Here is a 22,753-nt window from a genome sequence, read left to right on the forward strand (position 1 = left end):
GGCACGCTGTTGACCACATAAGGGTCTTCAACTGCTTGTAGACATACGGTTTCAGGTTCTTTTTCACTCCCCTCCCGGGGTGCTTTTCACCTTTCCCTCACGGTACTATACGCTATCGGTCGCCAAGGAGTATTTTGCCTTGGAGGGTGGTCCCCCCTGCTTCCCACAAGGTTTCACGTGTCTCGTGGTACTCTGGAACTCGGCCATCTTGCTCTGCTTTTCGTCTACGGGACTGTTACCCCCTATGGTCTACCTTTCCAGGTAGTTCGACTAAGCCTGACTCGAATTATGCCGGTCCTCAACCCCGAATCAGTAAACTGACTCGGTTTGGGCTCTTCCCCGTTCGCTCGCCGCTACTTAGGGAATCTCACTTGATTACTTTTCCTCTGGGTACTTAGATGTTTCAGTTCCCCAGGTGCCCTCCTCATACTCTCAGGTATGGGTAACAGTGCATTACCACTGTTGGGTTTCCCCATTCGGAAATCTAGGGATCAAAACCTGCTTGCGATTCCCCCTAGCTTATCGGAGCTTACCCCGTCCTTCATCGGCTCTTGGCGCCAAGGCATCCACCGTATGCCCTTATTAGCTTGACTTATGTCTTGCTAATCGACTGCTCATAAATGAACAATCATTAGTGGTGTACAATCCCAAAGGATCATACGTTTTTTAAAAAATCCTAACATGCTCGGTAATCACCCTAATATTGCTATTAGAATTATTACTTTGCTTTCTTCTGTGCAGTTTTCAAAGAACATATAAGGTACTACATTTCTTATCACTACAATTTCTTGTAGCAACAAGGACGTATTCCCTCAAAACTAAGCAATGTAAGTAGATGAACAACCAGATGTGTCGACCTTGGATTAGAACCATGTATTTCAATGATTCAAATCTCCATAGAAAGGAGGTGATCCAGCCGCACCTTCCGATACGGCTACCTTGTTACGACTTCACCCCAATCACTGATCTCACCTTCGACGGCTGGTTCCATTGCTGGTTACCTCACCGGCTTCGGGTGCTCTCAACTTTCGTGGTGTGACGGGCGGTGTGTACAAGGCCCGGGAACGTATTCACCGCAGCATGCTGATCTGCGATTACTAGCGATTCCGACTTCATGCAGGCGAGTTGCAGCCTGCAATCCGAACTGAGAGCTTGTTTTTGGGTTTGGCTTCACCTCGCGGCTTCGCTACCCTCTATTAAAGCCCATTGTAGTACGTGTGTAGCCCAAGACATAAGGGGCATGATGACTTGACGTCATCCCCACCTTCCTCCGTGTTATCCACGGCAGTCTCCCATGAGTTCCCACCATTACGTGCTGGCAACATAGGATAAGGGTTGCGCTCGTTGCGGGACTTAACCCAACATCTCACGACACGAGCTGACGACAGCCATGCACCACCTGTCTATCTGTCTCCCGAAGGAGAACTCTCTATCTCTAGAGTCATCAGACGATGTCAAGCCTTGGTAAGGTTCTTCGCGTTGCGTCGAATTAAACCACATACTCCACCGCTTGTGCGGGCCCCCGTCAATTCCTTTGAGTTTCAACCTTGCGGCCGTACTCCCCAGGCGGGGTACTTATTGCGTTAACTCCGGCACTGGAGGGGTCGATACCCCCAACACCTAGTACCCATCGTTTACGGCCAGGATTACCGGGGTATCTAATCCCGTTCACTACCCTGGCTTTCGCGCCTCAGTGTCAGACACAGTCCAGAAAGTCGCCTTCGCCACTGGTGTTCCTCCTAATATCTACGCATTTCACCGCTACACTAGGAATTCCACTTTCCTCTCCTGCACTCAAGAATAACAGTATCCAAATGCTTCACGGGGTTGAGCCCCGAACTTTAACATCAGACTTATTATCCCACCTGCGCGCGCTTTACGCCCAATAATTCCGGACAACGCTTGCCACCTACGTATTACCGCGGCTGCTGGCACGTAGTTAGCCGTGGCTTTCTTGTCAGGTACCGTCATTACAACACATTATTCACATATCGCACATTCGTCCCTGAAAACAGAGTTTTACGATCCGAAAACCTTCTTCACTCACGCGGCGTTGCTCCGTCAGACTTTCGTCCATTGCGGAAGATTCCCCACTGCTGCCTCCCGTAGGAGTCTGGGCCGTGTCTCAGTCCCAGTGTGGCCGTTCATCCTCTCAGACCGGCTACTGATCGTCGCCTTGGTGAGCCATTACCTCACCAACTAGCTAATCAGACGCAGACCCATCTTCTAGTGGTAGCTTATAAATAGAGGCCACCTTTAGTATCTTAAATATGCATCTAAAATACAACATTCGGTATTAGCACCACTTTCGCAGTGTTGTCCCCATCTAGAAGGTAGGTTGTCTACGCGTTACTCACCCGTTCGCCACTAAGATTCCATTGCTGAAATCTCCGTTCGACTTGCATGTGTTAGGCACGCCGCCAGCGTTCGTCCTGAGCCAGGATCAAACTCTCCAATAAATTATATTAGAGAACCTTGATGGCTCTTTAAAAAACTAGCTTTTTGTCAATCTCACCGAAGTGGATTAACTTTGTTTTGTACTCAAACGAGTACCGCACATCTGGCTTATTTTAACCTTACTTACATTGTTTAGTTTTCAAGGAACACATTGCCGCTGTTTAAGGCGGATCTTTATGTTAACACGTTTCTAGCATCGTGTCAACATTTAGTTTTAATTACTTTCAATCAGTTGCTCTCGTGAGCTACTTAAAGTAGTATATCATAAACTAGTAGCTCCGTCAACCATCTTATTTAGCTATTGTTATCTATTGATTATAGACTCATGACTATTCTCTATAGAATAATAACCTTACTTTTCTACTACTGGAAAAATATCTATGTTATAATATTGACAATAAAAAAAATATTATACACAAAATTATTCATACTTTTATAAATAATCCCAAATAAGATAAAAGGTGATATATATGAAGCTAAATTTTCTAACGTCAAGTCTAATATGTATTTTACTGTTCTTTATAAGTGGCTGTAAAAGTAGTTCTACTCCCTATATCGACTTTAGCCAACCATCTGAGAATATCGCTCTACAGAATCATGCTAATTCAGATCAGCGTCCGATCCTTATTGCTTTAGCTTCGGTTGTATCTCCTCATGAAACAATTGGTGATTATCGTAAAATAGCTGACTATGTTTCTAAACAAACGGGGCGTCAGGCTATACTTATACAACGCAAAACTTATGCGGAGGTCAATATGCTATTGGCTAATGGTGACGTTGATATTGCGTTCTTATCTACAGGTGCATATAGCTCTTACCGAGGAATGAATGAAATTGAGTTATTTGTTATGGCAGAGCATGCCGGAAATTCCTTATATACTCCAGAAATAATTGTACATAAGGACAGTTCTATTTATAATATGAATGATCTTAAGGGTAAGGTTTTTGCCTTTACTGATCCCCTTAGTTATTCTGGTCATATGGTTATTGAGGAATACTTACTGCAAAAAAATACAATCCCCGAAAAATTCTTCAAACGTTATTTTTACACCTATAGTCATGACAAATCACTGTGGGCCGTAGCCACACAAGTTACAGATGCTGCTAGCTTTGACAGTCAAATTTATGAGTATGCGAAAGAAAAGACTCCTGAGATTGCAGCAAAAGTACGTATTATTGCTTCTATGGAACCTGCACCTACAGGTCCTGTTGTGATTAGTAAGAAACTCAAAGCTGAGCAAAAAGAACAATTACGTCATATTTTTCTTACTATGCATGAAGATTCTGAGGTAGCACCAGCTTTACAACATTTAGTTATTGATCGATTTATTCTTCCTACACCAGCCCTCTATGAGCCACTGCGCAAACTTTATGATAGGACGAGTACCCTCTTATGAAATGGTTAAGACAAGCAAGTATTTATTACAAAATTAATGGCATTATTATTAGTATGTTATTGTTGTTAAGTATTATTATTGGCATCATAGTTTTTGATACGACTACAAAACTGCTCGATCGGCAAATTGAAAAGCGTGGAGCCGAAATGGCTACGTATATTGCAGCCCTTAGTAGTAATGATATTTTATTAGATGATAACTATGCTTTGTTCGACCGAATTAATAAAACTAAAAATAATACAGAGGACGTTAGGTATATTATTATTACAGATTCTGCCGGTCGTATCTTAGCTCATACCTTCGCTGGTAATTTACCAAAAGGTTTACCAGTAGAATTGGTGTATAAAGCGAAGGAAGAAGATGGATATCAAACTATCAAATTTAATAGTAACGAAGGACCAATCCGGGAGATAATCGTTCCAATAGAAAATGGTGCAATCGGTTTCGTCCGGGTAGGTATGTCCGAGAAAAGCACCCAAGAGCTACTAAATACTAAGCTGCATGAATTTTTCCTTACTACTTTACTAGTGTGTTTATTGGCTGCCGTCGGATCTACCTATTTAGCCTATCTTATTATTCATCCCATGCGCAGCCTTACAAAAGCAGCCCAGCAAATCCAACAAGGTAATTTTTATGTTCAAACTGAAATAAAGACAGAAGATGAGGTAGGTCGCTTAGCCGGAGTATTTAATGAAATGATTACAAGTCTGCAGGAGAAAGATTTCGAAAATAATCGTTTACTGAAGGAACTAAGGGCGAAAGAAGACCTAAGAACTGTATTACTAAATAAGCTTTTTACAATTCAGGAGGAAGAAAGAAAACGTATTTCTCGTGAACTTCATGATGAAACCAGTCAATCCCTAGCATCATTGCTAGCGTATATGAAGGTTTTGCTATCAAAATTGACAGATGACAAACAAAAAGATTTGCTACTTAATGCCAGAGATGTAGCAATTAATGTCTTAGGCGGCTTACGGAAGATGGCAGTTGAACTTAGGCCCCCAGTATTAGATGACTTAGGAATCGTCGCAGCTATGGCTAAATATATTAATAATTTTAGTAATCAGCAACATCTTTCTGTAGCTTTCTCTTCTCCGGATGAAAAATTAATAGTTAATAATCAAATTTCCCTAACCTTATATCGTATTTTGCAGGAAAGTCTAACTAATATTTCTAAGCATGCCTGTGCTACAGAGGTAAATATTACACTTAGTCAAGACATAGGTAATATAACCTTAATTATTTACGATAATGGTTTAGGTATTCGTTCGGGAGCTTTAGAGGCAGCTCGTCAGAAAAACCGTCTAGGTATCTACGGAATGAAAGAACGTGTTGAGTTATTAGGTGGTACCTTTACCTTTCATTCCATTAGCGGGCAAGGAACAACCATTACAGTAATAATCCCTATAACATGTTTGGAGTGAGTGCACATGAAATCAAAAATTAAAATTATCCTGGCTGATGATCATTCGGTACTAAGGGCTGGTTTAAAATTACTCCTTAATAATGAAGCTGAATTTGTGGTAATTGGCGAGGCATCTGATGGTGAAAAAGTCCTCGGTTTACTTGAAAAGATAACTGCCGATGTTCTTATTATTGATTTATCAATGCCTAATATGGGTGGCCTTGAATGTATAAAGGAGATTAAAAGCCGAGGTTACCCTATTCGAATTTTGGTGCTTACCATGTATGAAGATGAACAGTATGTTAAGGAAGTAATGCGCTCTGGCGCTCTAGGTTATGTAGAAAAACACGCAGTTGATACTGAATTATTTGATGCTGTTAAAACAGTTTATATGGGTCAGCGTTACTTAAACCCTCGCAATTCACAACAATTATTGAATAGTCTCTTAACAGACACCCCAAAAGAAAATATTGATAATCCCTATACTCTTCTAAGCTCTCGCGAGCGTGAAGTGTTAAAATATATAGTTAGAGGATACTCGATGAGTCAAACGGGTAAAATACTATGTCTCAGCGTAAAAACTGTTGATACCTATAAAACACGTATGATGGAAAAACTAGGGGTAACTAAAAAAAGTCAATTAGTTGAATATGCACTCAAATATGATTTACTGCCAGTAAAAAGTGAGTAGGGAAAAACCCTACTCACTTTTTATATTCTCTCCTATTTATCAGGTAACAATTTAACTTTAGTTGTATACAAAAGCATGTAATTCCTCATATCTATTGAAAGATAATTTAGGTGTAAGAATTAATCTTACATGAATTTTCTGTATTTTTCTTACTACATAATCAGATGTTTTACTGATACAAAAATTGTCATTATAATGTGATAATTTAGATAAGATTTTTCCCTACAAAAGAGAAGGAGAGTGTAGTATGGAAAAGAAAAAAAAATGTTGGAAACGGTTTTTAATCGCAGGAGCGGCAGCAGCCGTTCTAGTATCTGGTCTGAACATGCCTGACGTATCTGCAAAGGCAACTGTAAGTGGCTTTGATCTACAAGCTCACCGTGGTGGTCGAGATGCTCGTCCAGAAAATACTCTTGCCGCATTTGCCTATGCTATGAACCTAGGGGTAAGTACATTGGAAATGGACCTCCAAATAACAAAAGATGGTTATCTGGTAATCAGCCACAATCCAAAATTGGAAACTCACCTTGCCAAAGATATTCATGGTAATTATGTAAAGCAAGGTCAACAACCTGACATGCGCAGTATGTCATTAGCAGAAATAAAATCTTATGACATGGGTACTATGAATCCGGAAGCTGGTGACTATTATGAAGGTCATGGGCGTACTCAGCTATCAGTACCTGGAACTCATGTTCCAACATTAGATGAAGTTTTTGAATTAGCAATTGCTTATGGCAATAAAGATGTAAAATTCAATATTGAAACGAAATCTTATGTAGACCCAGTTGATCCATTAAATCCTTCGCCCCAATATTTTGCTAAAAAAGTAATAGACGTAGTTAAAAAATATCATATGGAAGATCGTGTAACCGTGCAATCCTTCGACTGGAAGACACTTCAAGAAGTACGTAAACTCGATAAAGATATTACTCTAGTCGCGTTGACCTGCGAACAAGAGTCTTGGGGACCTGATGGATTATACAGGCAAGTTGGTAAACCTGGTGCTTCACCTTGGATGGGCGGCCTAGATATTGATACTTATAACGGTGACTATGTCAAAGCAGCAAAAGCCATAAACGCAGATGTTGTTTCCCCTTATTGGGAAGAGCTTACCCCTGAACTGGTAGCTGAAGCACATAAACTTGGTATGAAAGTAGTACCTTGGACAGTTAATAATGAAGCCGCCATGGAAAAATTGTTAACCATGGGTGTTGATGGTATGATTTCAGACAAACCTGAAGTACTTCGCAATTTCTTAATTAAAAAAGGCCTCAAGGTACCTGCTCCTACTCCAGGAATGTTATATTACACAGGTACTAAAATGGTTGATGCATCAACCAAAACATTATCAAATGGTGGAGATTCTGCCTATTAATTATCTCTAATAAATATCCATGTAAGAGCCTAATACTTAGGTAATAAATAAATAAGAGGTGCAATATGTTCGAAGAAGTCATTAAGTTTTTCATGACAGGAAAGGATCAGCCTTTAATGAAGGGTGATCAAAGTCAAATCGCATCAGCCTTTAATAAAATTCGCTGGCAAGTTTTTACGTCAATTACCTTAGGTTACGCATTATTTTATGTTATACGCCTTAGTTTCTCCGTTATCAAAAAACCTTTGATGGCAACAGGAGTGCTAGATGCTCAGCAACTTGGTGTAATGGGCTCTGTATTTTTTATCACCTACGGACTAGGTAAATTTACCAATAGCTTTTTAGCTGACAGATTAAATATTAAGCGTTTCTTTGCTCTCGGTCTTTTTCTATCATCTATTATTACCGTATTAATGGGTTTTACTAATGAATTTTTACCCCTAGTCGTATTATGGGGCATAAATGGTTGGTTCCAATCTTTTGGTGCAGGTCCTTGTATTGTTGCTTTAAACCAATGGTTTAGTAATAGAGAACGGGGTACTTTCTATGGTATTTGGTTCACCAGTCATAATCTAGGTGCAGCCTTCACTTACATGGCAACTGCAGCTGTCGTAGGAGCTTACAGCTGGAAGATGGGTTTCATTATGGCAGGTGTTGTTTGTACCATCGGTTCCATCCTAATTTATTTCTTTATGTCCGATCGGCCTGAAACTCGCGGTTTACCAAATGTTGCTGACTTTAAAAATGACCATGCCGCTATCGTTGAAAAAGATAAATCTGTTGGTAGTCTGCAGTGGGAAGTCGTAAAACGTCCTGCAGTCTGGATACTCGGTATGTCTAGCCTTTTCTGTTATATTACCCGCTATGCCGTAGAAAGCTGGGGAATTATCTACTTAACAGAAGCTAAAGGTTATACAACAATGGGTGCGAGTGGTGTTTTGTCTGTTATGCAGTTTGCAGGAATTTTTGGTGCTCTTACTTGCGGTCTTGTATCAGATAAGTTTTTTAACCACAAACGTAATATGCCTGCATTGATATATGGTTTATTATACGCTGCTGCCACCGCTGCATTTGTTTGGGCGCCTGCTAGTTATTGGATCGATATGGGCAGTATGGTCGTGTATGGTTTTACAATGGGAGCACTTGTTTGCTACCTTGGAGGTTTAATGGCTGTTGATATTTGCCCTAAACGTGCTACAGGCGCGGCAATGGGTATGATCGGTTTACTTAGTTATGGCGGAGCTGCTGCCCAAGAAGTTATAAGTGGTTATTTGATTAATTCACATATGACTGTCGTTAATGGGAAAAAACTTTATGATTTCGCCTTGGCTGCTGATTTTTGGGTAGGCTCTGCAGTCATTTCAATGATATTGGCTGCTTGCGTTTGGAATGCTAAAGTAAAAGATTAAGAAAGACTAATTTCGTTTTAAAAGTATATGTTACGTAAAAAGGTTGCCTTAGAATTAAGGCAACCTTTTTATTGTATGCATTATGGAAATTTTCTTCTAAATAATGAGGTAACACAAAAAAAGGACAGACCAGTATATATACCAGCCTGTCCTTTCCTTATCCAAATAAATTAGTCAATATCTGACTTTTTTTCTACAGAAGCTAGGGCAACAACTTTATCATTCTCACCAGTCTTCATTAATTTTACACCTTGTGTGTTTCGACTAATAACAGATATGGTATCGATATCAATTCGTATTACAATACCTTCACTACTAATTAACATCAATTCCTGTCCAGGACGTACTACCTTGATGCCAACTACCTTACCTGTCTTTTCCGTTACTTTCGTATTAATGACGCCCTTGCCACCACGTTTTTGGTTCCGATAATTATCAACTGGAGTACGCTTCCCATAACCTTCAGCAGTTACAGTTAATACTTCCCCATCTTGTTTTAAGGTGTCCATATCAACAACGCTATCACCATCATGCAGACGAATGCCTCTTACACCACGCGCTGTACGTCCCATATGACGAACATCCGTTTCTGGGAAGTAAATCGCTAAACCATCACTAGTTCCCATAAGAACATGTTGTTCACCATTTGTTAATTTAACACCAATTAAATCATCATCTTCATCTAAGGAAATAGCAATCAAGCCAGTTTTCCTAGCTGTATCAAATTCCATTAACTCCGTTTTCTTAACAATACCCTTTGCCGTAGCCATGAATAGATAACGAGTATTTGTAAATGCTCGAATCGGAATTACTGCAGTAATTCTTTCTTTTCCTTCTAGAGGTAACAAGTTCACGATAGATGTACCTTTTGAAGTACGGCTAGCCTCTGGTATTTCATAGCCTTTCATGCGATAAACTCGTCCTCGATTTGTAAAGAATAAAATATTGTGATGCGTAGTTGTTACAAATAAATGTTCCACAAAATCTTCTTCTTTTGTTCCCATACCAGCTACGCCACGGCCACCTCGTTTCTGATTCCGATAGGTATCGACGGGCAGGCGTTTCACATAACTAGAGCGGGTCAAAGTCAGCACAATATCCTCTTCTGCAATTAAATCTTCCACTGCCATATTTGATAGATCATCTGTAATGATAGTACGACGATCATCACCGAAACGTTTTCTAACATCTTGTAACTCTTCTTTTATAATATTTAGGACTTTTTGATCATCTGCCAAAACGGATTCCAACCATTCAATCGTCTCTAAGACGTCTTTGTATTCATTTTCAATTTTTTCTCGTTCTAAGCCCGTTAAGCGCTGTAAACGTAAGTCTAGAATTGCTTGCGCTTGTTTATCACTAAGATTAAATCCATCGATCAACGCTGCACGAGCAACATCCACTGTTTTAGATTGGCGAATTGCAGTAATTACTGCATCAATATGATCAAGTGCAATTTTAAGACCCTCTAAAATATGAGCTCTTGCTTTCGCTTTTGCTAACTCATAAGCAGTCCTGCGTACAATTACTACCTTTTGATGCTCTATGTAGTAATGCAATACTTCCTTTAAGTTAAGCACCCTAGGGCGCCCTTCCACTAAAGCCAGCATAATAATACCAAAAGTATCCTGCAATTGGGTATGTTTATATAATTGATTTAAAATAACATCTGCATTGGAATCTCTCCTTAGTTCAATCACAATGCGCATGCCATTCCGATCACTTTCATCGCGAAGATCTGTAATACCATCAATCACTTTGTCTCGAACTAATTCTGCTATTTTTTCAATTAATCTAGCCTTGTTCACTTGGTAAGGAATTTCGGTAACAATAATACGTGGTTTCCCATTGGCCATTTTGTCAACACGAGCCTGAGCTCGCATTTTCACAACACCACGGCCCGTAGAATACGCCGAATAAATCCCTTCTTTTCCTAAAATAAGACCACCTGTTGGAAAATCAGGTCCTTTTATTGCTGACATCAGTTCAGGAATAGTTACCTCAGCATTGTCAATCATCATAATTAAGGCATCAATTACTTCCCGTAAATTATGAGGAGGAATGTTGGTAGCCATACCTACTGCAATACCAGAAGAACCGTTTACTAAAAGGTTGGGAACCTTAGCAGGTAATACCGTTGGTTCTTGTAAGGATTCATCATAGTTAGGTGTGAAATCTACAGTATCTTTTTCAATATCCGATACCATTGCTTCCGCAATGCGAGACATCCTAACCTCTGTATAACGCATAGCAGCAGCCGAGTCACCATCCACGGAACCAAAGTTACCATGGCCATCTACCATTAAATAGCGGGTAGAGAAATCTTGAGCCAAACGTACAATGGCATCATACACAGAAGTATCACCATGAGGATGATATTTACCTAGTACTTCACCGACAATACGTGCCGATTTTTTATAAGGCTTATTGGCGGCCATTCCAGCTTCATGCATGGCGTATAAAATGCGACGATGCACGGGTTTTAGACCATCACGAACATCAGGCAACGCTCGCATGGTAATAACACTCATGGCATAATCAATATAAGAACTCTTCATTTCTTGTTCTATACTACGGGCTAATACTTTACCTAAACCAAAATCCACACTCTCACCTCAAACACAATTTTAATTGTGATAATCCCTAAAATAATCTTTCATTCATAATATAGAGCCATAATACAATAAAAGCATATGACTACAATACATATATCATTTAATTCCAATTACTTATTATAACATAAATTTTCCTATATATAAAGAAGACTTGATTCAGATGGAGTTTTAACTCCATCTGAATCTTAGTCGCACTTATCCAGGGACTTAGCCGCTCTTAACTCCCACTTATAGAAAATGGGAGTCTTAGAGCGGTTTAGTCATCGGATAAAGAAAACTTGGCTTGCGCCAAGCCCATGTTATCTTTATTAAAATTAGAAAGTGTTATATGTGCGGATTCCATCTAAAATCCTCTTAAATCCTTAGGCAAGCAAAACAACCATATATCGTCACCAAAAATTAGCCTCTGCCATATATTATTTCAGACTACTCTATAACCCTACCATAGGAGGCTAGATAATGACCTTATGTTATGTATTACTATTAGGCTTTGCCGTAAGTATTGATGGATTCGTTGCTGGTATTGCTTATGGGCTAAAAAAAATCATTATACCAAATATTTCACTCTTTATTATAGGAATAGCAACTACTCTTTGCACAGGGTTTGCCATGGGGACTGCTTATCTCTTAGGAGCATATATCAATACAAAACTTGCAATAATAGTAGGTGCGTTTTTGCTTACTGCCATGGGGTTGTATAGTATGATTCAAGAATATCTTAGGGCAATTAATAAGGATAAGGATCACCCATTAGAGGCAATAGTAACTTCAGAGTCTAAACCTTACTCGGCCAGCCAATTATTGATTACGATCATAAATAAGCCAGAATCTGCTGACGTTGATCATTCCCAAACCATTAGCCCGCTAGAGGCAATACTTCTGGGATTAGCCCTCGGTGTTGATAATATGCTAGCCATTTTTGCCGCAGTATTAGTAAGCCCTCTACCCTTATATACCCCTCTTTCTATGGGCTTTATTCAAATTGTAGTAATTACTTTAGGAATTTATGTCTCAAATCATCTAATTTCAGACCAGCTTAAAAAACGCATCCCTTATTTGTCAGGTTTTATTTTAATTCTTCTAGGCCTCATCCGATTGCTGTAATACAACAAAATACTTCTATATTAGAAAATATATTTAGAATTATCCTAAATTTCGACATTATCTTGAAAGGTAATTTTATTTTAAATCTTGAATTCTTTTATATGTTGATTCGTGCATACTTACTTAGTTAGATGGAGAGGATTTGAAATAGATGAGTAGTGAAATAAATACTAAGGAAAACATTCTTACCGAAATGCAAGAGCTACGTAAAGAACTTCACCGTTTCGAAAATTCTCAAGTCCAGCATCTACAATACCAGCAAATTATTCGCCAAAGTCAAAAAGAATATAAAACGCTTATAGAACACTTACCTGTCATTGTAGCCCGCGTTAACCTATTGAGCCAGCATATCTATATCAATCCAATCATTACCTCTGACACCAACATACCAGCTCAAGATTTTATTGGTAAAACCTTTAGAGATGTTGGCCTGCCTAATAATTTTTGTACCTTATGGGAAGCTACCTTCTCTTATATTTTTGCAACAGGTAAAGAAGTTGTCTTTGAGTCTGATTTTATCAATTATCAAGGTAAACATTGCTTCTATCATTGTAAAGCGGTGCCAGAATATGACCAAGAACATACCATTCAATCTGCCTTATATACCTTAATGAATATTACGGATCTCAAATTAATGGAAGCTAAAATATACCAACAACACCAAGAGTTCCAGGCCCTCATTGAAAATACACCTGATATTATTTCACGCATTGATAAAGATATGCGCATTTCCTTTATCAACCCTGCTATCAAGGATTTAACTGGTGTCTCTGTTGAAGAATATCTTGATAAAACCTTAGATGAAATTCCACATTTCGATAAAGATTTTATCGAAATGTGGAAGAAAAAAAACCAGGAAGTTTTTCATACCAAAGAGCCAAATGTCTTTGAATATGAATTTCCAGGTATACATGGAAACCACCATTTTCATGCTCGTATCATGCCAGAATTTAGAGCAGATGGCACTGTAGAATATGCTTTATCTAACTCTCGGGATATTACAGCTCATAAAAACATGACTGCTGAAATGGCTCGCCTAGATAGACTAAATTTAGTAGGAGAAATGGCGGCCAGTATTGGTCATGAAGTACGTAATCCTATGACAACAGTACGTGGTTTTTTGCAAATGATATCCCTAAAAGCAGAATATAAAAAGCATAGTGAATTTTTCAGTATAATGATTGAAGAGCTCGACAGAGCCAATACAATTATTACTGAATTTTTATCCTTAGCAAAAGACAAGTCCGTTGATTTAAAAGAATTAAATCTCAACGACATCGTTATAACCTTAATGCCTTTAATGCAAGCAAATGGTATCGTTGACAATAAATACATCTACAGTGATTTAAAACAAATACCTAATTTACTCCTCGATGAAAAAGAAATTCGTCAACTTATTCTTAATATTGTACACAATGGTTTTGAAGCTATGGAACCAGGAGGTAATATCTACATAAAAACCTTCACCTATGATGATACAGTTGTGTTAGCAATACAGGATGAAGGCAATGGAATACCTACCGATGTGATTAAAAAACTTGGTACCCCTTTTTTTACTACCAAGGATACTGGCACCGGCTTAGGGCTGGCTGTATGTTATAGTATTGCAAATCGGCACAATGCTACGATACAGCCTATTACAGGACCAAACGGCACTACTTTCTATATTGTATTTCAAATAACGAAGAAGGAAAGCAATATTCTTCAGTGAAGAACATCCCATAATTGTTTACTTATCAAAACAACTGACATAAATAAAAACAGTGGGCGCACATAAGATGCCCCTTTTTTTATAGCCAATGTAGAACCTGCAATTGCTCCAAAAATCATGGCAATCCCCATAGGTATCGCATAATAATAATTTATCGAGCCAAAATAAATAAAAGTAATCACAGCAGCAATATTACTGGCAAAATTTAAAGCTTTAGAATTACCAGCTGCCATTACAAAATCAAAACCAATCATTAAAAAAGCAAAGATAAAAAAGGACCCTGCACCAGGACCAAAAAAACCATCATAGAAACCAATGGACAAAGCTACTATGCCACTTAAATAGGCCGTCCTTTTTGTCATGCCATTATAGGTTGATATATCTCCCCATTCTTTTTTTGTAAAGGTATAAATCGTAACAATAACTAACATAACCACTACTAATGGTTTTAGAAATGCGGAAGGTATTTGTTGTACTGCAATTACCCCTAAGATAGATCCTAGAAATGAAAGTGGAAATAAATATTTTATAATTCCTAGATCAATTTTTCCTGACCGCATAAAAGAAATGGTACTGGTACAACTCCCCATAACACTAGCCATCTTATTTGTACCTAATGCCATAGTTGGCGGTAAACCAGTTAGTAACAATGCTGGCAAAGAAATTAAGCCGCCACCACCTACTACAGAATCAATAAAAGATGCAATAAAACCTGCGCCCATTAAAAATAAAATCATATCTACACTTATCTGTTCCACAAGTTACCTCCTAATCATTAGTTCCAATATAAATTAAATAAAGAGTGAGATTTCATCTTATTGATGTTCCCACCCCCTATACGATTACTTACTATAAGTGTTGCGTATTATTCTTCAACAACTGTAACCTTATTCATAATATCACCTTGCTGAATTTGATCAACAACATCCATACCCTCAATAACTTTACCAAACACTGTATGTACACCATTCAAATGGGGTTGAGGTTCAAAGACAATGAAAAATTGGCTGCCACCTGTGTTGGGTCCACGATGTGCCATCGATAAAGATCCACGTTGATGAATATGAGGATTATCCTTTGTTTCACAAGGAATAGTATAACCTGGACCACCAGTACCAGTTCCATTTGGACATCCACCTTGTGCTACAAATCCTTTTATTACACGGTGAAAAGAGATTCCGTTATAAAATCCTTCTGTAATTAATTTTTCGAAATTTGCCACTGTCTTAGGCGCATCTTTTTCAAATAATTCAATTACAATGTTACCTTTATCCATTTCAATGATTGCTTTTTTCAAAAAAATTCCCTCACTTTAATAATTTTATGTATATTATACCATAGTATTATGCTACATTTATAATATTTTAAACGAAAATTGACTTAGTATTCTTACTATAATAGACAATATAGCTATTTACTGCTTCCACTAGCTACCATACCTTCTAAATATAGACTATAATACTTATATCAGCAGAATTTTACATTATTAATAAATTAAATAGTATAAAAGGAGATATATTTTATGGATGTTCGCCATTTAACTTATTTTATTGAAGTAGCTAAAAATCGTAGTTTTACTAAGGCAGCCCGCTCACTACATATAACACAGCCATCAATTAGCAAAATGATTAAAATTTTAGAAGATGAATTAGGAACAACTTTATTTTATCGTTCCGCTAAGCAAATTGAGCTAACCGATGCAGGTAAAGCAGTCCTTCATCAATCTGAACAAATTGTAACCGCTTTTCAAAATCTTACTTCAGAACTTGCTGATGTTATTAATTTGAAAAAAGGTACCCTCGTTATTGGCTTACCCCCTATGGTAGGTGCTAGCTTTTTTTCCAAAATTATCGCTGATTTCACTAAAATTTATCCTCATATTGATATCAACCTAATCGAGGTAGGTTCAAGGAAAGTAAAAGATGGTATTGAAGATGGCAGCTTAGATATCGGTATGGTATTACTACCAGTAAATGAAAATACCTTTGAAATGTTTCCTTTTGTAAAAGAGCCTCTTATGTTAATTGTACATCCAGAACACGAATTAGCAGAGCAATCAAATGTTGAGCTCATCCAGTTAAAAGATGAATCTTTTATTTTACTAAGAGAAGATTTTGTCCTTCATGAACGTATTATCAATCGCTGTATACAAAGTGGCTTTGATCCCAAAGTCATTTGCCAAAGTTCTCAATGGGATTTTATCTCTGAGATGGTTGCCACAAAACTTGGAATTGCTTTATTACCTAAAACAATTTGCGAATATCTTGATCCTACACGAATTAAAACAGTATCGTTAGCTGAACCTATGATTCCTTGGCATTTAGGTATGATTTGGAAAAAAGATCGTTACCTTTCTTTTGCTGCTAAAGAATGGCTTAAATTTACTAGTGAACGCTTTGGGGTTAAATTGCAGTTATCCTAAAATCTTACTTCCCATTATTATTTATTTTATATTCATAAAATAAAAAGTCATACCTTATTATAGGTATGACTTTTTTTACGGAATCAGAAAGTATAGCACTTTCTTGATTCCAAGTAAGAACGACTAAGGCTTCTGCCTGCGTCCGAGGACTTGGTACAAGCCAAGTCTTTTCTTATAGCCATTTCTTTTTACGAAAGTAATGTATCATACCTAAACTAATCAAAGCCATAATACATAAAATAGCTGGATAACCCCATTCCCATTCTAATTCGGGCATATATTTAAAATTCATGCCATATAAACCTACAATAAAAGTAAGAGGAATAAAAATAGTAGCTATAATAGTTAGAACTTTCATAACTTCGTTGGTCCGATAACTGATACTGGAAATATAAATGTCAAGCATTCCAGTAACCATATCACGATACATTTCTATACTATCAATTACTTGAATCATGTGATCATAAATATCCCTAAGGTAAATAAGAGTATCCTTTTGGAATAGAGTTGAATCTCCTCGAGCCAAGGCATTGATAATTTCTCTTAGTGGCCAAACAGCCTTTCTAACAAATAACATTTCATTTTTTAACCCATGTATTTCCTTTAAAACCTCAGGTTTAGGATCTAACATGACTTGATCTTCTAATACTTCAATCCTTTCTCCTAGGTATTCAAGTGCTACATAATAATAATCAACAATACAATCTAATAAGGCATAAGCCAGATAATCGGCACCTTTCGCTCTAATCTTACCTGGAGTGCTCTTTATTCTATCTCTAATTTGTTTAAATATATCATTATCATTTTCTTGAAAGGATAAAATATAATTCTTACCAACTATAATACTAACTTGTTCAAACTCTATTTTTTTATTCTATCACAATGAATCATTTTCAATATAACATATACATAATCTTCATTCTCTTCCAATTTTGGATGTTGATTGGTATTTACGATATCTTCTAAAACTAAAGGATGAATCTTAAATATAGTTCCAATTTTTTCTATTATCTTAACAATATGAACACCACTACTATGAATCCAGCAAATATTTTCTGTATCTTGATAGTTTATTATATCATCTATACTATCAATTTCAGTTTCCGACCAATCGTTACAATTATAGCATAACATTTTAATTTTTATTTGTTCACTTCTTACTGATCCAATATGTAATAATGTACCTGGAGGCAGACCTACTTTTTTAATAATTTGCTTATTCTTATTCAAAATATCATCACACCTCTTCAGCAGGTTTATCTTCTTTCGAAAAATACCGCTCACATACCTGATCATAGGTCATTATAATATCTCGAGGTTTGCTGCCCATATTAGGACCAATAATCTTCATTTCTTCCATGGTATCAATTAATCGGGAAGCGCGAGTATAGCCAATCCGAAACTTTCTTTGCAGCATCGATGCGGATGCTTGGTTTAACTCCATGATAATACGTACTGCTTCCTCAAATAATTCATCTTCAAAAATACTTGGGCTGCTTTCCCCTTTAGTAGTACCTTCACAAGCCGTAATTCCCTCCATATATTCTGGAGGCTCTATTTGTTTTTTTATATACTCAGTAAGCTGCTCTACCTCACTATCAGCAATAAAGGCTCCTTGCACCCTGAGAGGTTTGGACATACCTATCGGATAAAACAACATGTCCCCTTTACCTAATAATTTTTCTGCCCCTGCCATATCAAGAATGGTACGAGAGTCAATTTGAGATGATACTGCAAAGGCTATTCTTGAAGGAACATTAGCCTTAATTAAGCCAGTGATAACATCTACAGAAGGTCTTTGTGTAGCCAGTACCATATGAATACCAGCCGCACGAGCTTTTTGTGCTAACCGAATAATGGCATCTTCTACGTCCACTGGTGAAACCATCATTAAGTCAGCTAACTCATCAATAATAATCAATATATAGGGAATCTTTTCACCACTTGAGCCTTCTCCAATAGGAAAAGTATCAATTAACTCATTATAGCGACCAATATCCCGAACTCCAGCAGCGGCAAACATTTCATAGCGACGTTCCATTTCTTGTACAGCCCATCGTAAAGCAGCAGCAGCTTTTTGAGCATCCGTCACTACAGGTGTTAGTAAATGAGGCAAACCATTATAACTGGTTAGCTCAACTACTTTAGGATCCACCAATATTAGCCGTACTTCCTCAGGAGTAGCTTTAAATAAAATACTCGTTAATAATGTATTAATACATACACTTTTACCAGAACCAGTAGAACCAGCAACTAATAAATGAGGCATTTTACCTAAATCTGCCGTTATGGTTTGCCCTGCAATATCTTTACCTAAAGCAACGATTAGCTTTGATTTGGACTTTAAAAATTCATCTGTTTCTAATACGTCTCTTAGTGGGACACTTGCTAAAACCTTATTAGGAACCTCAATACCAATTGCTGCCTTGCCAGGTATCGGCGCTTCGATACGCACTCCTGAAGCAGCTAAGCTTAAGGCTATATCATCTGCTAAATTAACAATCTTACTAACCTTGACCCCTGGGGCAGGTTCTAATTCATAACGAGTGACAGTAGGTCCTTGGCTAATATGAATCATTTTGGCTTTAACATTAAAACTTTCCAAGGTATTTTCCAAAATTTTAGCATTATTGGCTACTTCTTTTGCTCTTTTACTATCTGTTTGATTCGTTGATTTTTGTAGTAGAGATAGTGGTGGCAATATATAACCCGCAAAAGGCTTAGTTTCAGGCTCTAATACCGAATGATCATTTTCAATTTTTCCTTTAGCAACCTGTTTTGCTTTTATTTCTATATTACTTTCTTGTACTTGATGAATAGGCTCTTCCGTCCGTGCTTTAGAACGAGATTCTTCTTGTTCTTGTAAAGCTGCTTGCTCTAATAAACGATCTAATAATGGTTTTTCAGCTAAACTTGCCGCTTGTTCTAGTACTACTGTCTCTTGCGGGCTTTCTTGTTTATTATTTATTTTAGCGAACTTTCGATCCTTTTCTTGATTATAAAATTTACCGACCTTCTCAATTTGTTCAATGGCAGTAGATAATCCTTGCTGCGTTTTTTCTTTTGCAGAAACAAAAGTCTGATATAATGACCAAGTTGTTGCAATTAAGATACCACATAAACTAGATGATATTAATAAGACAAAGGATCCATAAAAACCAAAAAATTTACGTAAGATAAATAGTAACATACCACCAACAACACCACCGCCACTGACTAAACTTTCTGGAAGTATTTCTTTATTTTCACTGATTAAAAAATGATGTGCTAAGCCCAATAAGGAAATATACAATAAAGATAATCCCCAAAAGCGAACACTATATATAATTCCATGATCTGTTTTTATATAGAAGCCACCAATAATCATCATAAGCAAAGGAATTACAAAAGCCCCTACACCAAAAGTATACTTCAGAAATTTAGATATATACAATCCAATAGAACCCGTATTAAAATCCAATATACTAATAATCGAAATAATACCTGCTGACAGAAGAAATATACCCACTACTTCAGAGCGAAGCCTTGGATTTATATTGCATCTATGTTCTGATTGTCGATTTTTACTGCTTTTATTAGACAATATGTACCACCTAATTCTTTCTATTATTCTAATCCGTATTATACCATCTCTTAGAGGTACTCTACAAATATTTTAGGAACGTATGTTTGTTTTTTATTATTAATACTATATCTCTTTTGAAAAAACTTTCCTAGTAAATTTTAACTCGCTATAATATAAGTACAATTAATATTACTTGGAGGTAATTATGGATACTCGCTATCTCCTTCGTGCTGCAATGATTGCCGTTTTATATACAAGCCTAACTTATGCTCTAGCACCTATCTCCTATGGTCCCTTACAATTTCGCCTAAGCGAAGCCCTTACCTTGCTCCCTATTCTCTTCCCCGAGGCTATCTATGGATTATTTATCGGTACATTAGCCGCTAATATATCCGGCGGATTAGGTCTGTGGGACATTGTAGGCGGCAGCCTTGCTACGCTGCTGGCAGCTTGGTGCACTTATCGATTTAGAATGAATTTTTTTGCCTACCTGTCTCCCATCATTATTAATGCTCTTATTGTAGGCAGCTATCTTTCTATATTATATGCCATGCCTTATTGGTTTACAATATTATCCATTTGTGTAAGTGAAGCAATTATTGTCTTTGCTATTGGTTATCCGCTTATCATAATACTAAAAAAATATAGGATTTAATAGTTCCTTTTTTTAAAAATGACTCTATAGAGTTTTTACTCTATAGAGTCTCATTTTTATTACATCGTAGAAGCTTTCTTAATTATCATTTTTCCATAGAGAGCTACTAATCCATAAATTAATCCAGAGCCAATCAGTGCAGAACATACATAGCTAATACTCTCAACTACTTTTCCTTCTCCTAAAATAGGAATTGTATAATCAGGAAAAATAGCAGCCCACCACTCCTGCGCCTGTTCAAATCCTTGAGGTACATACCCTACTAATTCAGTAAGATCTTCTAAACCCCATTCACCCCAAGCCGTTCCTTCAGCGATTAAACCCAAGGGTGATAGCAATGCCATAATAAGTAATATAATTCCATATTTTTGTTTCATCTTATCATCCCTACCCCTTTAGAACTAATTCAGGTGAATTTTTTGTTATATATCGTATTCCTATAGCAGTAAAAATACCTTCCACTACGCCTGCAACAGTAAGATGCACCATCATCATTGCTGGAACCGTAACATTTAAATCATAAGGACAATAAAGGGGCGTTCCATCAGCAGCCGTAAATAATAAAGGTTGAATCCCAAATTCAATTGCTGCCAGAAGTGCTGCCATATTAAGCCCAATGTAACCAGCAATACCAGCAGCTATTATGTATCTTTTAGAACCAACCTCAGCGCCCTTGGCAAGTACGTTAAATATATAATATCCTACAAAAGGCATGACAAAAGCCATATTAAATGCATTCACACCAAATGCCAATATACCTCCATCGCCAAAAACAATAGCTTGAATAAATAGTGCCACACTGACCCCAATTACAGCGACCCAAGGCCCTAAGGCAATTGCAATCATTACACCACCAATTGCATGGGCTGTCGTTCCATTAGGAATAGGAATATTAAACATCATAATTAAAAATGAAAAAACCGCCCCCATCGCCATATAAGGAACTTGGGATATATCTAAATTCTTTTTAATTACAGAAGATGCTTTGTACCAAACAGGCAACATAACAATACTAATCGACAAACAGGTAGAAGGACTTAAATAACCATCAGGTATATGCATAGAGAACCTCCATTTTCATATCTTACTTTTCTATTTTACTATCTATACCAACTTAATTATATAACACCTCCTACTAAAAAAGTAAACCATGAAGTTAGCGATAGTTCTTATCGCCATTCCCTTCATGGTTTGTTGTTCACATATTAATTTATAAAGCACCATCGGTGAACTAAGCTTCTACTTAGCATTATTAAACTACAACCGATTTTTCATATACATATAATACCATATACTCTATCTTTTCTAAATACATTTTATAATATTTTTATACTATTCTCTCTAACAGAATTCTATGATCAACTAAATGGAGCTCTTTTATCCGAGCAGCTATTGTTTTACGTTGTCCAAAAATATTTTCAAGGTAAATTTCTCCGTCTTTAGGTATTATTTTATCTACTCTTTCAAGCAATAATTCTTCTACTTCATTATTAAGTAAATACACGTTAGCTTCACACATGTTCTAGCCCCCTTACGTATTGTCTTATTTGTATTATTAAGCTATCCACTAAGTGAGGAAGTGGATCTGCTGACATTCCTATAATATCAACATTCCCTCGATAAATAGGTATTAATAATTTACGTGCCTTGCTATTCGTTATTACTTCAGCCATCTTGGGTGTAAGTTCACCTAACATGGAATTCGCCATAATAATATTTAATGAACCTATAATTAAATCAACTTCCTGACTGTTATAGACAATTGCATTCTCGCCCGTAGCTCCTTCATTTGCTCCTGCCTTTAACATAGACGAAGTCGCTAAAGCATTTGTCCCTAAAGCAAGGATTTCTATTTGTTCTTTAAACTCTTTTCTTATTTTTTCTATAACAAACTTTCCCATACCTCCACCCTGTCCGTCAACCACTGCAATACGCATAGATTCC

Annotated in this window: 19 protein-coding genes and 2 rRNA genes (1 of these 21 cut by a window edge); 9 read left to right on the forward strand and 12 right to left on the reverse strand. The window is 37.2% G+C overall.

What is annotated here, in order from left to right; translation table 11 throughout:
- Both UFO1_RS22150 and UFO1_RS22155 read right to left on the reverse strand, forming a co-directional pair.
- Nucleotides 1–593 (reverse strand): 23S ribosomal RNA (locus tag UFO1_RS22150); it reaches 2,339 nt to the left of the window's first position.
- 307 nt (nucleotides 594–900) lie between these two features.
- Nucleotides 901–2,459 (reverse strand): 16S ribosomal RNA (locus UFO1_RS22155).
- The 16S and 23S rRNA genes sit together here, the layout of an rRNA operon.
- A gap of 468 nt (nucleotides 2,460–2,927) precedes the next feature.
- Here UFO1_RS22155 and phnD point away from each other — a divergent pair.
- From phnD to UFO1_RS22180, 5 genes are all read left to right on the forward strand, one after another.
- Nucleotides 2,928–3,854 carry a phosphate/phosphite/phosphonate ABC transporter substrate-binding protein gene (phnD, locus tag UFO1_RS22160; protein WP_038674282.1) on the forward strand — a complete coding sequence of 309 codons (927 nt, stop codon included), beginning with the start codon at nucleotides 2,928–2,930 and terminating at the stop codon, nucleotides 3,852–3,854.
- The gene (locus tag UFO1_RS22165) at nucleotides 3,851–5,278 is read left to right on the forward strand and encodes an ATP-binding protein (RefSeq protein ID WP_038674284.1); all 1,428 of its coding nucleotides are present in this window, start codon (nucleotides 3,851–3,853) and stop codon (nucleotides 5,276–5,278) included. Before phnD ends, UFO1_RS22165 begins: the two co-directional genes overlap by 4 nt.
- Before the next feature lie 6 nt (nucleotides 5,279–5,284).
- Nucleotides 5,285–5,950 (forward strand): response regulator transcription factor, encoded by a 666-nt coding sequence (locus UFO1_RS22170; RefSeq protein ID WP_038674285.1) that lies wholly within the window; start codon nucleotides 5,285–5,287, stop codon nucleotides 5,948–5,950.
- 247 nt (nucleotides 5,951–6,197) lie between these two features.
- A complete protein-coding gene (locus tag UFO1_RS22175; protein ID WP_038674286.1) occupies nucleotides 6,198–7,328 on the forward strand; it encodes a glycerophosphodiester phosphodiesterase in 1,131 nt (376 codons plus the stop codon).
- A 65-nt stretch (nucleotides 7,329–7,393) separates the two neighbouring features.
- Nucleotides 7,394–8,737: an MFS transporter gene (locus UFO1_RS22180; protein WP_038674288.1), complete on the forward strand. Its 1,344-nt coding sequence runs from the start codon at nucleotides 7,394–7,396 to the stop codon at nucleotides 8,735–8,737.
- A gap of 170 nt (nucleotides 8,738–8,907) precedes the next feature.
- Here the strand turns inward: UFO1_RS22180 and gyrA are convergent, their stop codons facing one another.
- Nucleotides 8,908–11,343 (reverse strand): DNA gyrase subunit A, encoded by a 2,436-nt coding sequence (gene gyrA / locus UFO1_RS22185; protein ID WP_038674290.1) that lies wholly within the window; start codon nucleotides 11,341–11,343, stop codon nucleotides 8,908–8,910.
- Nucleotides 11,344–11,811: 468 nt separating this feature from the next.
- On the opposite strand from gyrA, the gene UFO1_RS22190 reads away from it, so the two are divergent.
- Nucleotides 11,812–12,456, forward strand: a complete 645-nt coding sequence (locus UFO1_RS22190) for a manganese efflux pump (protein ID WP_038674292.1) — start codon at nucleotides 11,812–11,814, stop codon at nucleotides 12,454–12,456.
- A 151-nt stretch (nucleotides 12,457–12,607) separates the two neighbouring features.
- The gene (locus tag UFO1_RS22195; protein ID WP_038674293.1) at nucleotides 12,608–14,167 is read left to right on the forward strand and encodes an ATP-binding protein; all 1,560 of its coding nucleotides are present in this window, start codon (nucleotides 12,608–12,610) and stop codon (nucleotides 14,165–14,167) included.
- On the opposite strand, the gene UFO1_RS22200 is transcribed toward UFO1_RS22195, so the two are convergent.
- Both UFO1_RS22200 and UFO1_RS22205 read right to left on the reverse strand, forming a co-directional pair.
- On the reverse strand, nucleotides 14,161–14,925 hold the full coding sequence (locus tag UFO1_RS22200; RefSeq protein WP_038674295.1) for a TSUP family transporter: 765 nt from the start codon (nucleotides 14,923–14,925) through the stop codon (nucleotides 14,161–14,163). The genes UFO1_RS22195 and UFO1_RS22200 overlap by 7 nt on opposite strands.
- A 107-nt stretch (nucleotides 14,926–15,032) precedes the next feature.
- Nucleotides 15,033–15,464, reverse strand: coding sequence for a peptidylprolyl isomerase (locus UFO1_RS22205; RefSeq protein WP_038674296.1), 432 nt, complete (start codon nucleotides 15,462–15,464; stop codon nucleotides 15,033–15,035).
- 225 nt (nucleotides 15,465–15,689) lie between these two features.
- On the opposite strand from UFO1_RS22205, the gene UFO1_RS22210 reads away from it, so the two are divergent.
- Nucleotides 15,690–16,589 (forward strand): LysR family transcriptional regulator, encoded by a 900-nt coding sequence (locus UFO1_RS22210; protein ID WP_038674297.1) that lies wholly within the window; start codon nucleotides 15,690–15,692, stop codon nucleotides 16,587–16,589.
- Between the two features lie 172 nt (nucleotides 16,590–16,761).
- Here UFO1_RS22210 and corA read toward each other — a convergent pair whose 3' ends face one another.
- Genes corA through UFO1_RS22220 form a run of 3 tightly spaced genes read right to left on the reverse strand, consistent with a single transcriptional unit; the run spans nucleotide 16,762 to nucleotide 20,172 of the window.
- The gene (gene corA, locus UFO1_RS25890; RefSeq protein WP_371256736.1) at nucleotides 16,762–17,454 is read right to left on the reverse strand and encodes a magnesium/cobalt transporter CorA; all 693 of its coding nucleotides are present in this window, start codon (nucleotides 17,452–17,454) and stop codon (nucleotides 16,762–16,764) included.
- Entirely contained in the window at nucleotides 17,451–17,819 is a 369-nt protein-coding gene (locus UFO1_RS25895; protein ID WP_236639280.1) for a hypothetical protein, read from the reverse strand. Before UFO1_RS25895 ends, corA begins: the two co-directional genes overlap by 4 nt.
- 7 nt (nucleotides 17,820–17,826) lie before the next feature.
- The gene (locus tag UFO1_RS22220) at nucleotides 17,827–20,172 is read right to left on the reverse strand and encodes a DNA translocase FtsK (protein ID WP_038674299.1); all 2,346 of its coding nucleotides are present in this window, start codon (nucleotides 20,170–20,172) and stop codon (nucleotides 17,827–17,829) included.
- 187 nt (nucleotides 20,173–20,359) lie between these two features.
- Here UFO1_RS22220 and UFO1_RS22225 point away from each other — a divergent pair, with 187 nt between their 5' ends.
- The gene (locus tag UFO1_RS22225) at nucleotides 20,360–20,809 is read left to right on the forward strand and encodes a QueT transporter family protein (RefSeq protein WP_038674301.1); all 450 of its coding nucleotides are present in this window, start codon (nucleotides 20,360–20,362) and stop codon (nucleotides 20,807–20,809) included.
- Between the two features lie 59 nt (nucleotides 20,810–20,868).
- Here the strand turns inward: UFO1_RS22225 and UFO1_RS25015 are convergent, their stop codons facing one another.
- The 4 genes from UFO1_RS25015 to UFO1_RS22245 form a co-directional block, all read right to left on the reverse strand.
- Nucleotides 20,869–21,186, reverse strand: coding sequence for a PDGLE domain-containing protein (locus tag UFO1_RS25015; protein ID WP_038674302.1), 318 nt, complete (start codon nucleotides 21,184–21,186; stop codon nucleotides 20,869–20,871).
- A gap of 10 nt (nucleotides 21,187–21,196) precedes the next feature.
- Entirely contained in the window at nucleotides 21,197–21,871 is a 675-nt protein-coding gene (gene cbiM, locus UFO1_RS22235) for a cobalt transporter CbiM (RefSeq protein WP_038674304.1), read from the reverse strand.
- A 265-nt stretch (nucleotides 21,872–22,136) separates the two neighbouring features.
- On the reverse strand, nucleotides 22,137–22,328 hold the full coding sequence (locus UFO1_RS22240; protein WP_038674306.1) for a CooT family nickel-binding protein: 192 nt from the start codon (nucleotides 22,326–22,328) through the stop codon (nucleotides 22,137–22,139).
- Nucleotides 22,321–22,746: a DUF3842 family protein gene (locus UFO1_RS22245; protein ID WP_038674308.1), complete on the reverse strand. Its 426-nt coding sequence runs from the start codon at nucleotides 22,744–22,746 to the stop codon at nucleotides 22,321–22,323. The genes UFO1_RS22240 and UFO1_RS22245 overlap by 8 nt, the downstream gene beginning before the upstream one ends.
- Nucleotides 22,747–22,753: the final 7 nt, after the last annotated feature.

It is taken from the genome of Pelosinus sp. UFO1, assembly GCF_000725345.1.
Taxonomy (GTDB): domain Bacteria; phylum Bacillota; class Negativicutes; order DSM-13327; family DSM-13327; genus Pelosinus.